General features: G+C 47.4%; 20 protein-coding genes and 1 riboswitch. All 20 genes read right to left on the bottom strand.

The genetic code is table 11. From position 1 onward, the window contains the following. Positions 1-216 precede the first annotated feature (216 nt). Entirely contained in the window at positions 217-1,572 is a 1,356-nt protein-coding gene (gene murA, locus LCF57_RS04790) for a UDP-N-acetylglucosamine 1-carboxyvinyltransferase (protein ID WP_225999679.1), read from the bottom strand. Positions 1,573-1,895: 323 nt separating this feature from the next. Continuing rightward, positions 1,896-2,147: a DUF1146 family protein gene (locus tag LCF57_RS04785; protein WP_225999678.1), complete on the bottom strand. Its 252-nt coding sequence runs from the start codon at positions 2,145-2,147 to the stop codon at positions 1,896-1,898. Positions 2,148-2,495: 348 nt separating this feature from the next. Beyond that, positions 2,496-2,909: a F0F1 ATP synthase subunit epsilon gene (locus LCF57_RS04780; RefSeq protein ID WP_225999677.1), complete on the bottom strand. Its 414-nt coding sequence runs from the start codon at positions 2,907-2,909 to the stop codon at positions 2,496-2,498. A 71-nt stretch (positions 2,910-2,980) separates the two neighbouring features. Further along, a complete protein-coding gene (gene atpD / locus LCF57_RS04775) occupies positions 2,981-4,381 on the bottom strand; it encodes a F0F1 ATP synthase subunit beta (RefSeq protein ID WP_225999676.1) in 1,401 nt (466 codons plus the stop codon). A gap of 120 nt (positions 4,382-4,501) precedes the next feature. Next, entirely contained in the window at positions 4,502-5,368 is an 867-nt protein-coding gene (atpG, locus tag LCF57_RS04770; protein WP_225999675.1) for an ATP synthase F1 subunit gamma, read from the bottom strand. 213 nt (positions 5,369-5,581) lie between these two features. After that, positions 5,582-7,096 (bottom strand): F0F1 ATP synthase subunit alpha, encoded by a 1,515-nt coding sequence (gene atpA / locus LCF57_RS04765; protein WP_225999674.1) that lies wholly within the window; start codon positions 7,094-7,096, stop codon positions 5,582-5,584. A 19-nt stretch (positions 7,097-7,115) separates the two neighbouring features. Continuing rightward, complete coding sequence (locus LCF57_RS04760) at positions 7,116-7,661, bottom strand: F0F1 ATP synthase subunit delta (protein ID WP_225999673.1); 546 nt, start codon at positions 7,659-7,661, stop codon at positions 7,116-7,118. Continuing rightward, the gene (gene atpF, locus LCF57_RS04755; RefSeq protein ID WP_225999672.1) at positions 7,658-8,146 is read right to left on the bottom strand and encodes a F0F1 ATP synthase subunit B; all 489 of its coding nucleotides are present in this window, start codon (positions 8,144-8,146) and stop codon (positions 7,658-7,660) included. Before atpF ends, LCF57_RS04760 begins: the two co-directional genes overlap by 4 nt. A gap of 111 nt (positions 8,147-8,257) precedes the next feature. Next, positions 8,258-8,482 carry a F0F1 ATP synthase subunit C gene (gene atpE / locus LCF57_RS04750; RefSeq protein ID WP_013373437.1) on the bottom strand — a complete coding sequence of 75 codons (225 nt, stop codon included), beginning with the start codon at positions 8,480-8,482 and terminating at the stop codon, positions 8,258-8,260. Between the two features lie 104 nt (positions 8,483-8,586). After that, the gene (atpB, locus tag LCF57_RS04745) at positions 8,587-9,411 is read right to left on the bottom strand and encodes a F0F1 ATP synthase subunit A (protein ID WP_225999671.1); all 825 of its coding nucleotides are present in this window, start codon (positions 9,409-9,411) and stop codon (positions 8,587-8,589) included. Positions 9,412-9,440: 29 nt separating this feature from the next. After that, the gene (locus tag LCF57_RS04740) at positions 9,441-9,821 is read right to left on the bottom strand and encodes an ATP synthase subunit I (protein ID WP_318840621.1); all 381 of its coding nucleotides are present in this window, start codon (positions 9,819-9,821) and stop codon (positions 9,441-9,443) included. After that, positions 9,814-10,068 (bottom strand): AtpZ/AtpI family protein, encoded by a 255-nt coding sequence (locus LCF57_RS04735; RefSeq protein ID WP_225999669.1) that lies wholly within the window; start codon positions 10,066-10,068, stop codon positions 9,814-9,816. The genes LCF57_RS04740 and LCF57_RS04735 overlap by 8 nt, the downstream gene beginning before the upstream one ends. A gap of 175 nt (positions 10,069-10,243) precedes the next feature. After that, entirely contained in the window at positions 10,244-11,410 is a 1,167-nt protein-coding gene (gene wecB, locus LCF57_RS04730; RefSeq protein ID WP_225999668.1) for a non-hydrolyzing UDP-N-acetylglucosamine 2-epimerase, read from the bottom strand. Between the two features lie 107 nt (positions 11,411-11,517). Beyond that, on the bottom strand, positions 11,518-12,147 hold the full coding sequence (upp, locus tag LCF57_RS04725) for a uracil phosphoribosyltransferase (protein ID WP_013312332.1): 630 nt from the start codon (positions 12,145-12,147) through the stop codon (positions 11,518-11,520). 363 nt (positions 12,148-12,510) lie between these two features. After that, the gene (locus LCF57_RS04720) at positions 12,511-13,776 is read right to left on the bottom strand and encodes an ABC transporter substrate-binding protein (RefSeq protein ID WP_225999667.1); all 1,266 of its coding nucleotides are present in this window, start codon (positions 13,774-13,776) and stop codon (positions 12,511-12,513) included. A gap of 15 nt (positions 13,777-13,791) precedes the next feature. Further along, positions 13,792-14,628, bottom strand: a complete 837-nt coding sequence (locus LCF57_RS04715; RefSeq protein ID WP_225999666.1) for a carbohydrate ABC transporter permease — start codon at positions 14,626-14,628, stop codon at positions 13,792-13,794. Then, a complete protein-coding gene (locus tag LCF57_RS04710; protein WP_225999665.1) occupies positions 14,628-15,509 on the bottom strand; it encodes a carbohydrate ABC transporter permease in 882 nt (293 codons plus the stop codon). The genes LCF57_RS04715 and LCF57_RS04710 overlap by 1 nt, the downstream gene beginning before the upstream one ends. Before the next feature lie 177 nt (positions 15,510-15,686). Further along, the gene (glyA, locus tag LCF57_RS04705) at positions 15,687-16,937 is read right to left on the bottom strand and encodes a serine hydroxymethyltransferase (RefSeq protein WP_318840618.1); all 1,251 of its coding nucleotides are present in this window, start codon (positions 16,935-16,937) and stop codon (positions 15,687-15,689) included. 71 nt (positions 16,938-17,008) lie between these two features. Next, positions 17,009-17,596 carry a TIGR01440 family protein gene (locus LCF57_RS04700; RefSeq protein ID WP_225999664.1) on the bottom strand — a complete coding sequence of 196 codons (588 nt, stop codon included), beginning with the start codon at positions 17,594-17,596 and terminating at the stop codon, positions 17,009-17,011. A gap of 209 nt (positions 17,597-17,805) precedes the next feature. Beyond that, positions 17,806-17,887, bottom strand: a riboswitch (ZMP/ZTP riboswitch). 78 nt (positions 17,888-17,965) lie between these two features. Continuing rightward, positions 17,966-18,550: a low molecular weight protein arginine phosphatase gene (locus LCF57_RS04695; RefSeq protein ID WP_225999663.1), complete on the bottom strand. Its 585-nt coding sequence runs from the start codon at positions 18,548-18,550 to the stop codon at positions 17,966-17,968. Positions 18,551-18,632: the final 82 nt, after the last annotated feature.

Below are 18,632 nucleotides of genomic sequence, written 5' to 3'. Positions count from 1 at the left end.
ATCAAAGGACTGAATATCCGGCTGGAATCAATCAACTGCTCCAGTAGATATTTTCAATCATATGAGGTCGTCCACTTTGATAGAACCGTTTTAAGAGAACTGAAAGAATGAAAAAAGACAAGCTGGAAATACAAAAAAACCAAGCCCTTTCGGACTTGGTTCTTAGTTGTTTGTGAACCATCCCCATACGCTACATGAGAATGCGTACGTTAAAGCTCATGCCAGTGAAGGCTGAATCTTTTTGAACAGATTACCTGTAGTTTCTTCCGGCATCACACGCTCTGTACTCGACGAATGATCCAACTTCGGCTCTTCTACGGTCACTCTGTAAATGTCCGCACCCAATCCAGTCAGCTTCTCAGCCAAATGAACGTAGCCACGGTCGATATGATGTACACCGGATACCTCCGTAGTACCCTCCGCAATAAGTCCGGTCAGAATTAACGCAGCACCTGCACGCAAATCTGTCGAGGTCACTTTCGCACCTGTCAGCTTCGCATTGCCTGTTACAATCGCAGAACGTCCTTCGACTTTAATCTCCGCATTCATAAGATGAAATTCATCCACATGCATGAAGCGATTTTCAAAGACGGTTTCCGTGATAATGCTCGTTCCTTCAGCAGCAAGTTGAAGTGCCATCATCTGAGACTGCATATCCGTAGGGAAACCAGGATAAGGCAACGTTTTAACATCAACGGCCTTTAACGGTTTATCTGCGATAACACGAATTCCGTTTTCATCCGGTTGAATGGTTACACCCATTTCTTCCATCTTGGAGATAACAGGTCCCAAATGATCGGATATTGCACCTTCCACATATACGTTCCCGCCTGTGATCGCAGCAGCAACCATATAAGTACCTGCTTCTACACGGTCGGGAATGACCGTATGTTTCACACCATGAAGTTTCTCGACGCCTTCAATGCGAATAATGCCTGTGCCTGCACCGCGTACCTTGGCCCCCATACCATTGAGGAAGTTCGCAAGATCAACGATCTCAGGTTCCTTAGCAGCATTTTCAATAGTGGTTACGCCCTCGGCAAGAGTAGCGGCCATCATAATATTCTCGGTTGCTCCTACGCTGGCTACATCCAAATAAACTTTGGCTCCACGCAGACGCCCGTTACTTTTCGCTTCAATAAAACCTTGGCCCAGACTAATCTCGGCCCCCAATGCTTCAAAGCCCTTCAAATGCTGGTCAATTGGTCGTGTGCCAATTGCGCAGCCGCCCGGAAGCGAAATTCTTGTATGTCCCAAACGTGTAAGCAACGGCCCCATAACCAAAAATGATGCGCGCATTTTCCTAACCCACTCATAAGGGGCTTCACAGGAAATTATCTTCCGCGCGTCAACACGAATGACCTCATCTTGGTATGTAACGCCTGCTCCTAAGGACTCCAGTACTTTGTTAATGGTCATCACATCGTCTAGAGGAGGTGCATCAATAATAACACTTTCTCCTTCTTCTCCTAGCAGAGAAGCGGCGATGATCGGCAGAACTGAGTTTTTGGCTCCGCTGACTTTGACACTCCCGGTCAATCTGTTGCCACCGCGGACGATAAATTTGCTCATCTATGGTTCCCTCCGCGCGTCATTTCCCTTTTCCATCATGGAAAAAAGAACATATTCCGCTATTTTCATGCCTTGCTTTTTCATTACATAAAAAAACAAGATTTTATTAATACCCTAACTGCCATCATACCACTGATCAAAACAAGTATACAAGCGTTTTTTGTGCTTGATGTCCATCGTACTCCAACTGATTCAGTCGGTTATACATGTATGGTTCTTTTGTTTACCATTGTTGACAATATGGAACGATGTTATTCGACAATTCCCGCAGAGACACAGTCATAAAGTCATATAACCCGCCCACTCCATGTTAAAACAACACACTAGAGCATCTGGCTCCATGAGATGTAGCTCAGCAGGAAACCAGAAACTAGCTGTCCGACGATAATAGCAAGAAACAAATGCAACAATCTGCCTTGCGGTCCTTTGGGGTGCCGGATTATCAAATCCAGCTTTAAGCTCTGTAAAGCCCACCAAGCTAGCGCTATACAGATGAGCGACACGATCATGGAGATCAACGCGGTCATACTCGCCGATTGACTTAGCTGTTCAGCCAACTGCTGCTTCCCGTTCATCCGTCATCCCTCCCATCCTGCTTCACAGACTTCTTTATAATACTCGGCGCACGCCTAATATGCTAGTCATATTTCTGCTTTCAGAACATTTATTTCGACAAAATGTGAATAATTACTTCTGTTTCGTGAATTTAAAAGGTACTATGTACCTAGCTGCCAAGCAAGAAATAGGACTGCATATTTGGTAAAAATGTCTAAAAAAAGGGCCCGATCACAGTGATCGAATGAAGGAAAGGTTTTCCTCTCCACCTGCCGGACATTCTCTGGCAGAAGTTCTGAAGCGGTCTCCCTGTCATTCCATCCGTATACTATGCCGAACCCTCTTATAATTCCACTAAAACCTAATATTTAATTCTTATTGGTTCTGATACTTGTAGCATTCAAACGGTTAAGCGCCCGTTGCAGAGCCACTTCCGCCCGATGATGGTCTATCTGTTCCTGCTTGCTTTGGAGCCGCAGCTCCGCCCGCTCCCTTGCCGCACGGGCACGCTCTACGTCAATATCTTCAGAGCGTTCCGCACTCTCAGCCAAAATGACCACTTTATCCTTGCGGACTTCAACAAAGCCCCCATTGACCGCGATCACCTCAGTCTGACCACCGATTTTGATACGTACCGGTGCAATCTTCAAGGGAGTGACCAAGGGAAGGTGTCCAGGTAAAATACCAAGGTCGCCTTCTGAGCCGCGAACACTGATGCTGTTGACCTGCTCTGTATAGACCAGGCGCTCCGGCGTCACAATCTCTAATAAATACGTGCTCACTTGAATCCCTCCTGAAAGCTGTCCACAGACAGCTCACTTCGTAAGGCTCTCGGCTATTCTTGCCTGTGTAATTACAGCGTTTTGGCTTTTTCTACTGCTTCTTCGATGGCTCCTACGAAAAGGAACGCTGCTTCTGGAAGATGATCATACTTTCCTTCCAGAATTTCTTTGAAGCTTCGTACCGTTTCTTTAACCGGTACATATTTACCCGGGAAGCCGTTAAACGCCTCGGCAACGTGGAAAGGTTGGGACAAGAAACGCTGGATTTTACGTGCACGTGCTACCAGCATTTTGTCTTCTTCGCTCAACTCGTCCATACCCAGGATGGCAATGATATCCTGAAGTTCGTTGTAGCGGGCCAAAATTTGTTTTACCCCTTGTGCTACATTGTAATGCTCTTCACCTACAACATCTGGAGACAAAATCCGGGAGCTTGATGCGAGTGGATCAACCGCTGGGTAAATACCCATTTCGGAAATTTTACGTTCCAGGTTTGTCGTTGCATCCAAGTGGGCGAATGTTGTAGCAGGTGCCGGGTCAGTGTAGTCATCCGCAGGCACATAGATCGCCTGAATGGAAGTAACAGAGCCTTTTTTAGTCGAAGTAATCCGTTCTTGCAATTGACCCATCTCAGTTGCCAGCGTAGGCTGGTAACCTACTGCGGAAGGCATACGTCCCAGCAGGGCTGAAACCTCAGAACCCGCTTGAGTAAAGCGGAAGATGTTATCAATAAAGAGCAGCACGTCACGGCCTTCTTGATCACGGAAATACTCCGCCATTGTCAGACCGGTGAGGGCAACACGCAAACGCGCACCCGGAGGCTCATTCATTTGTCCAAACACCATCGCTGTTTTGTTGATAACGCCGGACTCTTTCATTTCATGGTACAAGTCATTTCCTTCACGTGTGCGTTCACCTACACCCGCAAATACAGAAATACCGCCATGCTCCTGAGCAATATTGTTAATCAATTCTTGGATGGTTACGGTTTTACCTACACCAGCACCACCGAACAATCCAACTTTACCGCCTTTGGCATAAGGAGCCAGCAAGTCAATAACTTTAATGCCTGTTTCGAGCATTTCTGCTTGAGTCGTCAATTCATCGAAAGAAGGGGCCTGACGGTGAATCGGATTTTTTTCTGCTGTACTAATGTCAGCACCGTTATCAATTGGAGTTCCCAGCACGTTAAATACGCGTCCCAGAGTAGCCTCACCAACAGGCACCGAAATAGGCGCCCCCAGGTCTACCGCTTCAGCTCCGCGAACCAGACCGTCTGTGGAAGACATCGCAATACAACGTACACGATTATCGCCCAGATGCTTTGATGCTTCAAGCGTTAGATCCAGTTTAACTCCAGTCTCCAGCACAGTCCCAATATGAATAGCATTTAGGATCTCCGGAAGCTGACCGCGTTCAAATTCAACGTCAACAACCGGACCCTGGATGCTCACTACGCGTCCTTTGTTCATCTTTTGGTTTCCCTCCTACAAGCTTGCACAGCCGCAAATCCGAAAAACTCTGATTTGTTTTGCGCCCGCAAATTATCATATTAGTATAGGCTCTGCTATACAGCAGTCTGCAAAATCTCATTAAGACTGAGCATTTGCACCTGCCACAATTTCCGTAATTTCCTGGGTAATAGCCGCTTGACGAGCACGGTTATAGGTCAACGACAGTTCACCAATCAGCTTGGTAGCATTTTTGGTAGCAGACCCCATCGCAGTCATCTTCGCTCCCAGCTCACTGGCCTTACCATCCAGCAAAGCGCCGTAGATGAGTGTTTCTGCATAACGCGGCAACAATACTTCCAGCACTCCATCTGGTGAAGGCTCATACTCGTAATCAATCGAGGATGAAGCAGTATCCGAATCCAGTGTTGCCATTGGCAACAAACGGTCGACTGTCGGAATTTGAGTCAGTGCATTGACAAAGCGGTTATAGCATAGATAAAGCTCATCAAATTCTTTAAGTTCAAAGCCTTTTACAGCCTTGCTTGCAATCGTTTTGATATCTGCAAAAGCAGGCGTATCCGACAAGTCAGTCACTGACTCTGCAATAGGGAACTCACGACGTCTGAAATAATCTCGTCCTTTTCGTCCGATGATGAAAATCACAAATTCATCCTGTGAACGGTGACGTTCCGCAATCGTCTGCGTAACCTGCCGCAAAATATTGGCGTTATAACCACCAGCCAGACCACGATCAGATGTGATGATGAGATAAGCAGTCTTCTTAACCGGACGCGTCTCCAGCATCGGATGCTTGACGTTGTTCGATCCAGAAGCAATACTGCTGACGACTTCCTTAAGCTTTTCAGCGTAAGGACGAGCCGACTCCGCTTTCTCCTGGGCTTTTCTCAGCTTGGATGCAGCGACCATTTCCATCGCTTTCGTAATTTGCTTTGTACTCTGTATACTTTTAATCTGACGTTTAATCTCGCGCATACCTTTTGCCATGATTTCACCACCTTCAAGCTTTGGCAAGGCCAAAGCTAACTTCGTAAGCAATCACTTAGCTTTCAGAAAAACAAAGCTACTTCGTAAGATTCAAGTCCAGCCGGACATATATTAAAGGACCTGTTATTGGGGGTAAAACATGCCAAGGAAGCCAAAGCCCGAAGGGCACGCTTCCTTAGAACATTTTTCGTCATAAACAGGCAAATTCATGTATTAAACCGACGTGGCAAACGATTTTTTGAATTTCTCGATAGCTGCTTTCAAAGCTGCCTCGTTATCAGCCACCAAGTCTTTTGTATCACGGATAGATTGAAGCACATCCTGATGGTCAGACTCCATGAAAGACAGGAAGTCCTTCTCAAAACGTTTTACATCCGCTACCGGGATATCATCAAGGAAGCCCTTAACAGCGGTGTATAAGCTCACAACTTGTTTTTCAACAGGCAACGGCTGATGTACACTCTGTTTCAAAATTTCCATCATACGAGCGCCTCGGTCAAGACGGGCTTTAGTGGATTTATCCAGATCGGAACCGAATTGGGAGAACGCTTGAAGCTCACGATATTGAGCGAGATCCAGACGCAAGGAGCCTGCAACCTTTTTCATTGCTTTAATCTGAGCGGAGCCCCCTACACGGGATACAGAAATACCTACGTTAATCGCCGGGCGTTGACCTGCATAGAACAAGTCAGCTTCCAGGAAAATTTGTCCATCCGTGATGGAAATTACGTTAGTTGGAATGTATGCAGAAACATCTGAAGCTTGTGTCTCGATAAACGGAAGCGCAGTAAGTGAGCCGCCACCCAATTCATCATTCAGCTTCGCTGCACGTTCCAGCAAGCGAGAGTGCAGATAGAAAACGTCACCCGGATAAGCCTCACGGCCCGGTGGACGACGCAGCAACAGGGAAAGCTCCCGGTATGCGGACGCTTGTTTGGTCAAGTCATCATATACGACAAGGACATGCTCTCCTTTGTACATAAAATACTCACCCATAGCGCAGCCAGAGTAAGGGGCAATGTACAGCAAAGGTGATGGCTCAGAAGCAGATGCCGTAACAACAATCGTATATTCCAATGCACCGTGACGACGCAATGTTTCAACAACTTGAGCTACTGTAGATTGTTTTTGACCAATAGCAACATAAATACATTTCATACCGTTGCCTTTTTGGTTCAGAATCGCATCAATTGCAATAGAAGTTTTACCTGTTTGACGGTCACCGATGATCAGCTCACGTTGACCGCGGCCAATCGGAACCATAGCGTCAATGGCTTTAATTCCTGTTTGCATTGGCTCATGTACGGATTTACGGGCCATAACACCAGGAGCCTGACTTTCCACCGGACGGAATTCCGTAGTAGCAATTGGACCCTTGCCATCTACCGGCTGACCCAATGGATTAACTACGCGTCCAATCAGTGCGTCCCCAACAGGGACCTGCATGATTTGGCCTGTACGTTTAACTTGACCGCCTTCACGAATGTCAGAGAATGGTCCAAGAATAACGACACCGACATTGCTCTCTTCCACGTTGAGCGCCAAGCCCAATACGCCGTTATCGAATTCAACCAATTCACCGGCCATGACTTTTTCTAGTCCGTAGACGCGGGCAATACCGTCGCCGACTTCAACAACAGTGCCGACTTCAACGACCTCGATATCATTTTTATATTGTTCAATCTGACTTTTAATCAATGAACTGATTTCTTCAGGTTTGATACTCAAGTGTGTTCACCCCTATCTTCTATACTCGTCTGTTAAAGGATTTCTCAAGACGATCCAGCTTGCCGGCCAGACTGCCGTCGTACAGTGTATCGCCGATAACCACTTTCAATCCGCCCAGCAGACTAGGGTCTACTATATTTTCCACGCGGATTGTTTTATGTTCACGGGCTCCGAATTCCTCGGCCACCGTTGCTTTTTCCTGCTCACTTAATGCATAAGTGGAATACACCTTTGCATGGGCCAATCCCAGCTTGTACTCCTGAATCTCAAGGTAACCATCAAGGAGAGCTTCAAACAAATCAGCTCTGCTGCGCTGAATCAACAACTTAATCGTGTTAATTAGCGAGGCAGACACCTTGCCTTCAAAGCTGTTGGCCAGAACCTGAAGCTTTACCTCTTCCGTAATGTTAGGAGAATTAATGAACTTACGGATTTCGGCATCCCCCGATACAGCCTCTACAAAAGCACGCAGTTCCTGCTCGGTCTCCATAATGGTCTGCTCCTGCTCTGCCACTTCAAACAAGGCTTTCGCATACCGTTTGGCAACTACCGTATCCCGGCTCATGCTTTGCCTCCTACCTCTTTAAGGTACTGGTCGACAAGCTCTCCCTGGACTTGGTCTTCCTTGATTTCTTTTTGAATCAGCTTGGAAGCAATTTGTACCGAAGCTTTACCCACTTCGCTGCGCAGCTCGGCAACTGCCTTATTGCGCTCGCTTGTGATTTCACGAACAGCCTCATCCTTCAGGCGAACTGCTTCGTCTTTAGCCTGAATAATAATTTGCTCTGCTTGCTTGTTACCTGTTTGTTTCGACTGCTCAATAATATCGTAAGCTTCCTTACGCGCTTGCTGGAGAGCCTGTTTTTGCTCCTCAACATAAGCAACAGCCTGTTCACGGGTTTGTGCTGCTTCACTCATTTGCTGCAATACAAGCTGACGCCGCTTCTCCATAACGGAAAAGAGAGGGCCGAATGCATAGCGGGTCAGTAACCAGTACAAGATCAAAAATGCAATGATCGTAAAAACGATACTTGTCCAATTTAAACTCAATTGAAGTCACTCCTTTCCGGTGAACGTCAGTCCTGGATCTTTCATGTTTAAGCAACAAAGAAGGCGCGGATGGCTGTGCCTTCCCCGCCAAACCTTGCTAGGTTCAATTCATTAAGCTTTAGCGTAAAAAATAAATGCCAGAACGACCCCGATAATAGGCAGGGCCTCGACCAAACCTACACCGATAAACATTATTGTTTGCAATGTGGACTTTGCCTCCGGCTGACGAGCGATACCTTCAACTGTTTTACTTACGATCAGACCGTTACCGATACCAGCGCCCAAAGCGCCCAAACCTACTGCGATAGCTGCTGCTATTAATGCCCAAGCTCCCATTTTAAAAATCCTCCTTAGAGATGTGTATTTGTATTGTACATGTATTTGCAGTTAAGAGCGAAGCGCACTCCTGAACTTAACTAAAAACCTGAAACTAAATTCACCTAATGTTCTTCTTCATGTGTGTCAATTGCCTGTGAGATATATACGAACGTCAAAATGGTGAAGACGAACGCCTGAATGCTGCCGACAAAAATACTGAATCCTTGCCAGACCACGAGTCCCAATACAGAAGCAACCATACCTCCCACACCAAGTGCTGTCATTTTCAGCAGAACACTGATCAAAACTTCACCGGCAAAAATATTACCGAACAGACGCATACCGTGTGTCAATAGTTTTGAGAACTGCTCAATCAAGTTAATAGGCAAAAAGAATGGAAATGGCTGAACGTAATGCTTGAAGTAAGCTTTGGTATTACGGAAGATCCCCAGGAAATGAACCAGGACAAAGATCATCAATGCCAGTCCAATGGATACCCCTGCATCTGCGGTAGGTGATTTCCACCAGCTGATACCTACATGGGCAGCTTCGCCCGGGTGAGACGCCTGTGCTTGCTCTAATGCTTCCTTGACCGGAACGATGTCATGCCCAAATACTTGTGCACTTTGCACATTATCAAATTCAGTCACGATCCCGAACGGCAGACCCAGCATATTTCCGACGAAAATGAACATGATCAGCGTCATCCCTAAAGAAAGGAATGGCTTCCCTTTTTTCAAATCCATCGTACTGGAAATGAGTCCTTGAACGAATTCTACTACCCATTCCATAAAATTTTGCAGCTTACTCGGATTGTCCACAGACAAATTGCGCGTTGCAGCAAATGCCAATCCAAACACAATCGCGCAAGTCACAACCAGCATAATAATGACGGACAAGTCAATGTTAAACCCGCCCAATTGAATAATCGGTGATTCATGCAACATGTTTTCTCACCCCTTTCTCAGTTGAGCTATCATTTTTCCTGAAGCGTGAATATGGCACCTATAATTAAAAGAAGAAATTGTCCAGTTACCAGGCTTGCCATTACAGCGATCTCATGGAAATAGGCTGGAAATTCAATGGCCAGCACCACTGCCAAAATCGAGGTCCCTAATCGAACGCCAAAGCCAATACCTACCTTTTTCTTCTTTCCTTCACCGGCGGCCGCACTCGCAACCTGTCGAATTTTGTAGGCCATATACAGTACATTTAGACAGCTTACTCCCGTTCCCAGAATGATTCCGTGAGCAATGTCACGATGTTGGGGCATGAAGGCGGAGACCAGGAAACACAGAGCCATAATAATAAGCGCTACGATCCATAACATTTTTTGCATACGGGTCATCTCATTCATGGTTATCCCTCAATACCTTTCCGATCACAAGGGCAATAGTCAATGCGCCTACAACCAAGCCTGCGAGAACGCTTACGCCAGTCCAAATTCCGGAGCCACCAAGTTTGGCATCAAGCCAATTTCCGGCATAGAAACCACCCAGTGTGCATACCGTCAGATCAATGCCGATAGCGCTCACCAGTCCAATTGCCTTGAAGGCATTTCCGGTGTTATTTCGGTTGTTGTTTTGCTTGGAAGGTTTGACCACTTTTCCATGTCACCCCTGTAATTCCAGTCCATTTTACTTAAATATAAGATGCTTTGTCAATTGAGATATTTTAGCGCCCTAAAGTATAAAAATCAGTCGACAAAGCATCTAAAAATGCTGTATCCCTTGGTAACCGTACAGTTTAACTGTATGCTTACCTTGTAAAGGAATATTATTACGAGCGGACGCCTTTTGTGAACATTGTGTGAAATTCTTCAGGGCGTTCGGTTTTGACACCGTAATGGTGCAAAATCGCATTGACAATTCTTACCGACGCCTGTCCGTCGCCATAAGGATTCGCTGCCTGACTCATAGACTCGTACAACCCGGAATCTGTCAAAAGAGCCTTGGTACGATTGTAGACATTCTCTTCACTCGTACCGACCAATTCCAATGTGCCTGCCTCAATCCCTTCCGGTCTTTCGGTCGTATCACGTAGTACCAGTACAGGTACGCCGAACGAAGGCGCTTCTTCCTGAAGACCACCGGAATCCGTAAGAATCAGATGCGTGTGCGGATAAAAATTGTGTAAATCTACAACGTCCAGCGGATCAATCAGCTTAATACGCGGATGGTTGCCTAAAATCTCAAATGCAGGTTCCTTCACAGCCGGACTCGGATGAACCGGATAAACGATAGCGATATCTTCAAATTCGTCTGCGATCCGTTTTACCGCATTAAAAATTTGACGGTGTGGTTCCCCTTGCGACTCACGACGGTGGGCTGTCATCAGAATCAAACGCTTGCCCTGAGCCCATTCCAGTACTGGGTGTTCGTAATCCTGACGAACCGTATACTGAAATACGTCAGTCACCGTATTTCCTGTTACATATATTCGCGATTCAGGTTTATTTTCCTTCCGCAAATTGCCAGCGGATAAAGAAGTAGGCGAGAAATGAAGATCAGACAACACGCCTGTGAGCTGACGATTCATTTCCTCTGGATACGGAGAAAGCTTGTTCCATGTCCGCAAGCCTGCTTCCACATGCCCTACTTCAATTTGTTGCATAAAGGCTGCGTAGCTAGCGAGGAAAGTGGTCAGCGTATCACCGTGAACCAATACGATATCCGGTTTGGCCTCACGTAATACAGGTTCCAGCCCCTGAAGTACACGGATGGAAATTTCGTTGAGTGTCTGACGGTCTTTCATCACATCCAGATCATAGTCAGGGTGAATGTTAAAGACCTCCAGAACCTGATCAAGCATTTGGCGATGTTGAGCTGTAACGCATACCACAGACTCGATATGCTCCGGATGACGCTGAAGCTCTAAAATGAGAGGAGCCATTTTAATCGCTTCCGGACGTACGCCAAAAATGGTCATTACTTTGATTTTGGACATTTTAAGTTGAAACCCCTTTTCATAATAAACGTTCGGTTCACAAATCTTCTTAATGCGAAAACAACCTGTCCGCAACGTCCATAAATTTGCCGACCTCCAAAGACGGTCTACTTGGTTCCGTACAAGCGGTCTCCCGCGTCACCAAGACCTGGAATGATATAACCATGATCATCCAGACGCTCATCCAGTGCAGCGACATAAATGTCTACATCAGGATGGGCATCTTGCACAGCTTTAACTCCTTCAGGAGCAGCAATCAGATTCATCATTTTAATTTGGGTACAGCCTCTTTTTTTCAACACGTCAATAGCCGCAATTGCCGAGCCGCCTGTTGCAAGCATCGGATCAATGACGATCAATTCACGCTCAGTCACGTCTGTAGGCAACTTCGTGTAGTATTCCACAGGCTGCAATGTTTCAGGGTCGCGGAACAATCCCACATGCCCTACCTTTGCTGCTGGCAGCAGCTTTACGACACCATCCAGCATACCCAAGCCTGCACGTAAAATCGGAATGAGGCCCAGCATACGTCCGGAAATCACTTTACCTTCTGTCTCAGCAACCGGTGTTTGCACCGTAATGCTTTCCAACGGGATGTCCCTCGTAATTTCATAAGCCATCAAAGTTGCTACTTCATCCACGAGCTCGCGGAAATCCTTGGTGTTGGTCCGCACATCGCGGATAAATGTAAGTTTGTGTTGGATCAAAGGGTGATCACAAACCACCAGTTTTGCCATGATATATTCCCTCCGGTATTATCGTCACGTTCTTCCGCACCAGAATATCGAACATCCTGAATGGAAAGGATCTATGTAACCTATTTGTACAAGCCAAATAAGCACAGATGCAATGCGTGCCTGTAAATCCTGTTTATTATAACATTCCCTTGGTTGATTTAACACCTGCCACCACAACCTTTGGTCCAGAGAAAAGATATGTAAAGTAAAATACCTACTCCGTCACTTCACGAGTGACTTTTGTCATAGAAACCTGCATCAAAAAAGGCTCTAACGGCCCTTGACCGTCAAAGCCTTTTGAACTTCAAAATTCCGGCCTGAGCTAAAGAGTTGGGGTGCGGGTTCCTGATGCAGCGGCATTTTTTATCTATACTTCAAATTGTCCCACGCTCCCTGAAATTGCTGCAGCATTTCGTCTTTTGTAATAACCCCTGCTATATAGGCTTGCATACTACTGCTTAAATCCTGATTCAGTCCTTTCGGGAAGCGCTGGAAGTTCCAGCTCCATATCTTGCCTTCCCTCACATGCCGGGATATTTCCGCACCAAGATCACCTGTCGTTTCATCACTGGATGTAATGCTTTTGAAGGCGGGGACGAATTTGAACTCCTTGGTGATATAGTGCTTGCCTGTCTCCGAAGTAACCGGCCAATTGAGAAAATCTTTTGCCTCCTGCTTCACAGGAGAATTTTTATTGACCACCCAGTTGGATGCCACCCCCACTGCAAGCCTGCCTCCTTTAGCAGGATCATTATCTATAGGCGTAGGCAAAATACCCAGATTCAAGTTAGGATTAATACCGTCTATTTGTGGCTGAGTCCAGTTACCCTGATGCATCATGGCGGCCTTGCCTGTCGCAAATAACGTGACTTGTGTATTATAGTCTGTCGTAAGGGGATTGCTGTTACCATATTTTAAAGTCAGGTCAAGCAGCTTCACCCACTGATCAAACACAGGATTGCCAGGGATACGGGCTGTTCCCTTATTTAAATGCTCGACGTAGGTCTCCGGGTTCGGCTGTCTGGCAAACGGAATATTGGCAAAATGGTTCCCCAGCACCCACCATTCCGCATATCCGTTAGCAAACGGTGTAATCCCTGCCGCTTTCAGGCGCTTTGCTGCTTCCTCCAGCTCACTCATCGTCTGAGGCAGCTTGGTTATGCCTGCCTGCTTGAACAAATCCTTATTATAAACAAATCCAAAGCCTTCCAGATTCATGGGCTGTCCGTAAATCTTACCGTTAACGGTCATCGGCTTGCGGGCAAAATCATCCAGATCCTTTACCCATGGCTGATCCGACAAGTCCTCCAAATACTCAAACCACGTATCACGGTCCTGATAGCCCTCATTGGTGAAAATGTCCGGCTGATCGCCTGAGGCGAATTTAGCCTTCAACGAAGCACCGTAATCCGTACCGCCTCCGACAGATTGGATATCCAGCTTGATGCCAGGATGCGTTTTTTCATATTCCGCCTTGAGTTTGTTTAGCGGCTCTGAAATCTCTACTTTGAACTGATAGATGTGTATCGTTTTCATCTCGTTTGGCCCGGCCTGCGTATTTCCACAACCCGAAAGCGTACATGCGAGCAGTACGATCAAGGAGAAGACAAGAAGTGCTGTTTTTTTCATCGGTTATCCCTCCCGTCAGCCTTTGACCGCACCGGCCGCAATGCCGGAAACGATGTATTTTTGCATCACCAGAAAAAAAACAACAATTGGCGTGATCCCCAGTGCCAGCGCTGGCAGCGCCAAGTCCCATTGCTTGGTATACTGGCCGAACAGCATATAGGTCGCAATCGGAATGGTGCGCAGCTCCGGATCATTCAAAATGAGCGATGGCAGCAGATAGTCATTCCAAATCCATAAGGTGTTCAAAATAAGTACGGTTACGAACATAGGCAGCAGCAGCGGACACACGATGCGAAAGAACACACCGTACCGTGAGGAACCATCCACCCTCGCCGCCTGCTCGACCTCAACAGGCACCGTTTTAACAAACCCGTGAAAGAGAAAAACGGATAACGGCGCTCCAAAGCCCAAATAGCACAAAATCAGTCCTGGTATGCTATTGTTCAAACTCAGCACGTTGGATACCTCCATGAGCGGCAGCATGATGGACTGAAAAGGCACGACCATCGCAGCCACAAGTAAACCGAACAGCAATCGGTTAAAACGCGTATCGTGGCGAACCATCTGGTAAGCAGCCATCGAGCTGATCAACAGCAGGAGAGCATTGCTGACGATGGTGACGACCAGTGAATTCCCCAGCGCTGTAGGGAAATTTATTTTATTCCAGGCGTTGACGTAGTTCTCAAACCGGAAGGTTGTCGGCCACGAAGCGGAATGGGCCAAAATGTCGCCAAAGGATTTAACGGAATTGACGAGCAAAAAATAAAACGGAATCAGAAAGATCAATCCGAGCACAATGAGCACGATTTCAGCAACCCATGTACCCAAGCGATAGCTCGACGTTTTTCCCATTACATTTCAACCTCCTTCTTCTTCGTGAGGCGCACCTGAATGATCGTAATGATCGCTACGATGATAAAGAAAATCATAGCTTTGGCGGTCCCCAATCCAAGACGATTATTTGTAAACGCTTCATTATATATGTCCAACGCTACGGACTCTGTCGACTTGAAGGGTCCACCCTTTGTCAGAGCCAAATTCAGCTCAAACACTTTAAAGGACCAGGATATCGCCAGAAAGAGGCAGACGGTTACGGCTGGCATAATAAGCGGCACTACCACTTGGCGTAAAATCTGTCTTCGGCTTGCACCGTCGATTTGAGCCGATTCAATCAGGGCATGGGGGACGTTATTTAACGAGGATATGTAGATAACCATGAGATAACCTGCGTATTGCCAAACAAACACAATGACAGTTCCCCAAAAAGCAGTTGGCCCATCGCCAAGCCACGGTAGTTTGAAAAGGGACAGTCCGGTTGCCTCCCCCACCGCAGAAAAACCGCGTACAAAGATAAACTGCCAGATGAAGCCAAGCAGCAAGCCACCAATCATATTAGGCATAAAAAATACAGTCCGCAACGCGTTGCGGGTACGCAACGGCTTTGTAAGTACATAAGCCAGGGAAAAGCCGATCAGATTCGTCAGAATCACGCCACATACGGTAAAACGGACCGTGAACCAGAACGCATTCCGAAAATCCGGATCATCTCTGAAAATATGGACGTAATTCCTCAGTCCGAGCCATCGGACATTTTCAGACACTCCGTCCCAGTTGGTCATGGAATAATATAGTCCCAGCAGGAACGGAATGACCATAATTAAGACGAAAAACAACGCCATAGGGCCTACAAATACGAGCTGCTGCAATAACTGCGCGGATTTTCTTTGACTCAAGTGTCATCACTCCTCTGTGTAGATCATGAAGGAAAACACAAATAAATCCCTACCTTAATCGCTTATTACCCAAAAATGTAAGTTTCGAGTCGCCAGAAAACAAAAAAAGGCTGTTCCCCCTCCGGCTTACGGAAGGAAAACAGCCTTATCCTATCATGGATAGGTGGTTGATTTTAATTAGTATTGAGTACCTGGATAGATCGGGAATTTTTCAGTCAGCTCGCCAACCGCTTGGCTTGCTTTGGACAGTACCGTATCATCCTTCGGATTCTTGAGCGTTTCGGCAATGATCTTACCGATTTTAACCATGGCCTCTTCATCCATACCACGGGATGTCGCAGCAGGAGTACCAATACGAATTCCGCTGGTAACGAACGGACTTGTCGGGTCGAAAGGAATCGCGTTTTTGTTTACCGTGATGCCTACGGAATCCAGTACATGCTCCGCCTCTTTACCTGTAATGTTCAGGTTACGCGTATCCAGCAGCATCAGGTGATTATCTGTACCACCCGATACGATGTTAATTCCCTCCGCCAGCAGCGTCTCTGCCAGTACCTGTGCATTGCGAACTACCTTTTGTGCATAGGTTTTGAAGGAAGGTTGGAGTGCTTCACCCAAGGCAACGGCTTTGGATGCGATCACATGCATTAATGGACCGCCCTGAGTACCTGGGAATATCGCCTTGTCTATCGCTTGCGCCCACGCTTTACGAGTCAGAATCAATCCTCCACGCGGACCACGCAGCGTTTTGTGCGTCGTTGTGGTTACAAATTGAGCATGCGGAACCGGGTTAGGATGAATACCCGCTGCCACCAGACCGGCGATGTGCGCCATATCTACCATGAACAGCGCACCCACATCGCTGGCGATGGAAGCAAAGGCTTCAAAATCAATGGTACGCGGATATGCGCTAGCTCCAGCTACAATCAGACGAGGGCGATGCTTGAAGGCTGCCTTGCGTACTTCATCATAATCAATGCGGAAGTTGTCTTCGCGTACACCATAAGCAACAAAGTTATACAACAAGCCGGAAGCGTTAACGGGGCTTCCGTGTGTCAGATGGCCGCCATGCGCCAAATTCATACCCAGTACGGTATCTCCAGGTTTGAGTGCTGCCAAATAGACCGCCATGTTGGCTTGTGCTCCAGAGTGAGGCTGCACGTTGGCATGCTCGGCACCGAACAATTCTTTGGCGCGATCACGCGCAATGTCTTCGACGATATCTACGTGCTCACAGCCACCGTAGTAACGTTTGCTCGGATAACCTTCAGCATATTTATTCGTCAGTACAGAGCCCATCGCTTCCATAACCGCTTCGCTGACGATGTTCTCCGATGCGATCAGCTCGATATTGTGGCGTTGTCGTTTCAGTTCAAGTCCCATTGCTTCCAGCACTGCCGGGTCACTCTTACGCAGATGTTCCATCATGATTGATTACTCCCTCTCCATAGTCAATTGTTGGGTATACAAAGTATAAAACAAACAGTCCACGCCAAATGCTAATCACAGTTTCCGCCGTCTTCTTGTTCAAGGGTGTACACCGCCCGTTGTCCTCCTATCAGTGGAGGACGCGTGAACGCCGCAGTCACACGTGCTTCGCCAATCCAGCGAAGGCTTGGACGAAACGGAACGGCTATGGGACGCAGATGCATGCCAATCAGCGTTTCGCCAATGTCTATCCCGGCATGCGCCTGCACATTCATCGCCAAACACGCGTCGTCCATCGACCGGTAGGCCACCGCAGCCATAGAGCCGCCTGCCGTGCGTACAGGAACAGCGGCAACTTCTATTAATCCCAGCCGCTCCAGCACAGCCCGTTCAACGACCAACGCACGGTTCAAATGCTCGCAGCATTGAAACGCCACGTCAAAGCCATATTCCCGGCGTGCGGAATCTACTCCAGCCAGCAGCTGCTGCGCCACATCGAGCGCTCCCGCCGTGCCGATCCGGCTTCCAGCCACTTCACTCGTGCTTACACCAACCACCAGCAGGCGACTAGCCTTCAGACCGGCTGCTTCAGCGAGTTCCCGCACGGCAGAAGCGGTCTGTGCTTCAAGTGAAATCTCACGATCCAATTGTCCCACCATTGGAACCTCCCTTGGTTGAACAGTCCCTCAGAGACTAGGCATGGTCTCATGCCTTAAGTTCAACACACTTTCTCCTGATATCACAATCTGACTATATTATAGCCGATGATTTGGATTTCGAGCAGAAAAATTGGAAGAACTAGAAGACAGCAAAAGATCTGGAGTAGCTCATATACGAAAAAAGAGCAGTCCACACCTATGTGGAATTGCTCTTTTGCCCAGGCGACCGGCCGTATATCCGGTGCTCCATCGTGGTTAATCCCACTTTTGTCGCCAGTTACACCGGATTCTCATTTTTCCACCTTATCTTAACGGATTAATCGTCGAAAATCAACAGATTCCGTACAAATCAGATGAGTGACACCGACTTTATTCGGAAGAGGCCTTTAACTTGTCCAGCAGCTTATGCAGTGCTGTGCGGATTTCCGCAGCCGTGACATCGTAATCCTCCCGCGAGCCCCCGAATGGATCGGAAATATCAAAGCCCGGAATCCGTTGGTGCAGCTCAATCATCCGCTCACGCTCCTGCGCCGACAGCTCTTGTCCGAGTGAAGCCATCAGCTCCTGTGAAGCGTACAAGCCGTCCAACTCCTGTACATCATTCAGCACTTCATCCCGATCCTCCACGTATTCCTTGAGCGTAAATACTTTGCCCGCCGTATGGGGAAACCGCTGAATGACGTGCTGCTTATGCCCTTGCGTCAAGGTTAAAATCAGATGTGCCCACTCGGCAAGTCCGCCGCTCATTGGGGTCGAGGTCAACTGATCCGAGATATCGTGGTCCCGTAGAACCGCCTCTGCGTGCCGAGATATCGGTGTGCCTTCCATCGCGGCCACTCCCGCAGAGCGCACCTCCAGTTCCACCCCGTGTTCAGCGGCCAGCTTACGCAGCATCCCTTCAGCCATTGGACTGCGACAGGTGTTTCCTGTGCATACGAATAAGATATGCTTCAACGTTTTCACCCCCCGTATGTTAAAAATATATAAACAGAGGATCATTTTCTATAATCCTAAGCCTTTACTATAATCCTGTATT

This window comes from Paenibacillus sp. BJ-4 (assembly GCF_020404765.1).
In the GTDB taxonomy this organism is placed as follows: Bacteria; Bacillota; Bacilli; order Paenibacillales; family Paenibacillaceae; genus Paenibacillus.
Note: the sequence above shows the minus strand (reverse complement) of the source record. Positions and strands in the feature narration are given on the sequence as shown.

Bases quoted from the DNA above. Each gene is read 5' to 3' on its own strand.
- murA (WP_225999679.1), bottom strand. From the start codon at position 1,572: ATGAGCAAATTTATCGTCCGCGGTGGCAACAGATTGACCGGGAGTGTC.
- LCF57_RS04785 (WP_225999678.1), bottom strand. From the start codon at position 2,147: ATGAACGGGAAGCAGCAGTTGGCTGAACAGCTAAGTCAATCGGCGAGT.
- atpD (WP_225999676.1), bottom strand. From the start codon at position 4,381: ATGAACAAAGGACGCGTAGTGAGCATCCAGGGTCCGGTTGTTGACGTT.
- atpG (WP_225999675.1), bottom strand. From the start codon at position 5,368: ATGGCAAAAGGTATGCGCGAGATTAAACGTCAGATTAAAAGTATACAG.
- LCF57_RS04760 (WP_225999673.1), bottom strand. From the start codon at position 7,661: ATGAGCCGGGATACGGTAGTTGCCAAACGGTATGCGAAAGCCTTGTTT.
- atpE (WP_013373437.1), bottom strand. From the start codon at position 8,482: ATGGGAGCTTGGGCATTAATAGCAGCAGCTATCGCAGTAGGTTTGGGC.
- atpB (WP_225999671.1), bottom strand. From the start codon at position 9,411: ATGTTGCATGAATCACCGATTATTCAATTGGGCGGGTTTAACATTGAC.
- LCF57_RS04740 (WP_318840621.1), bottom strand. From the start codon at position 9,821: ATGAATGAGATGACCCGTATGCAAAAAATGTTATGGATCGTAGCGCTT.
- wecB (WP_225999668.1), bottom strand. From the start codon at position 11,410: ATGTCCAAAATCAAAGTAATGACCATTTTTGGCGTACGTCCGGAAGCG.
- upp (WP_013312332.1), bottom strand. From the start codon at position 12,147: ATGGCAAAACTGGTGGTTTGTGATCACCCTTTGATCCAACACAAACTT.
- LCF57_RS04720 (WP_225999667.1), bottom strand. From the start codon at position 13,776: ATGAAAAAAACAGCACTTCTTGTCTTCTCCTTGATCGTACTGCTCGCA.
- LCF57_RS04715 (WP_225999666.1), bottom strand. From the start codon at position 14,628: ATGGGAAAAACGTCGAGCTATCGCTTGGGTACATGGGTTGCTGAAATC.
- glyA (WP_318840618.1), bottom strand. From the start codon at position 16,937: ATGATGGAACATCTGCGTAAGAGTGACCCGGCAGTGCTGGAAGCAATG.
- LCF57_RS04700 (WP_225999664.1), bottom strand. From the start codon at position 17,596: ATGGTGGGACAATTGGATCGTGAGATTTCACTTGAAGCACAGACCGCT.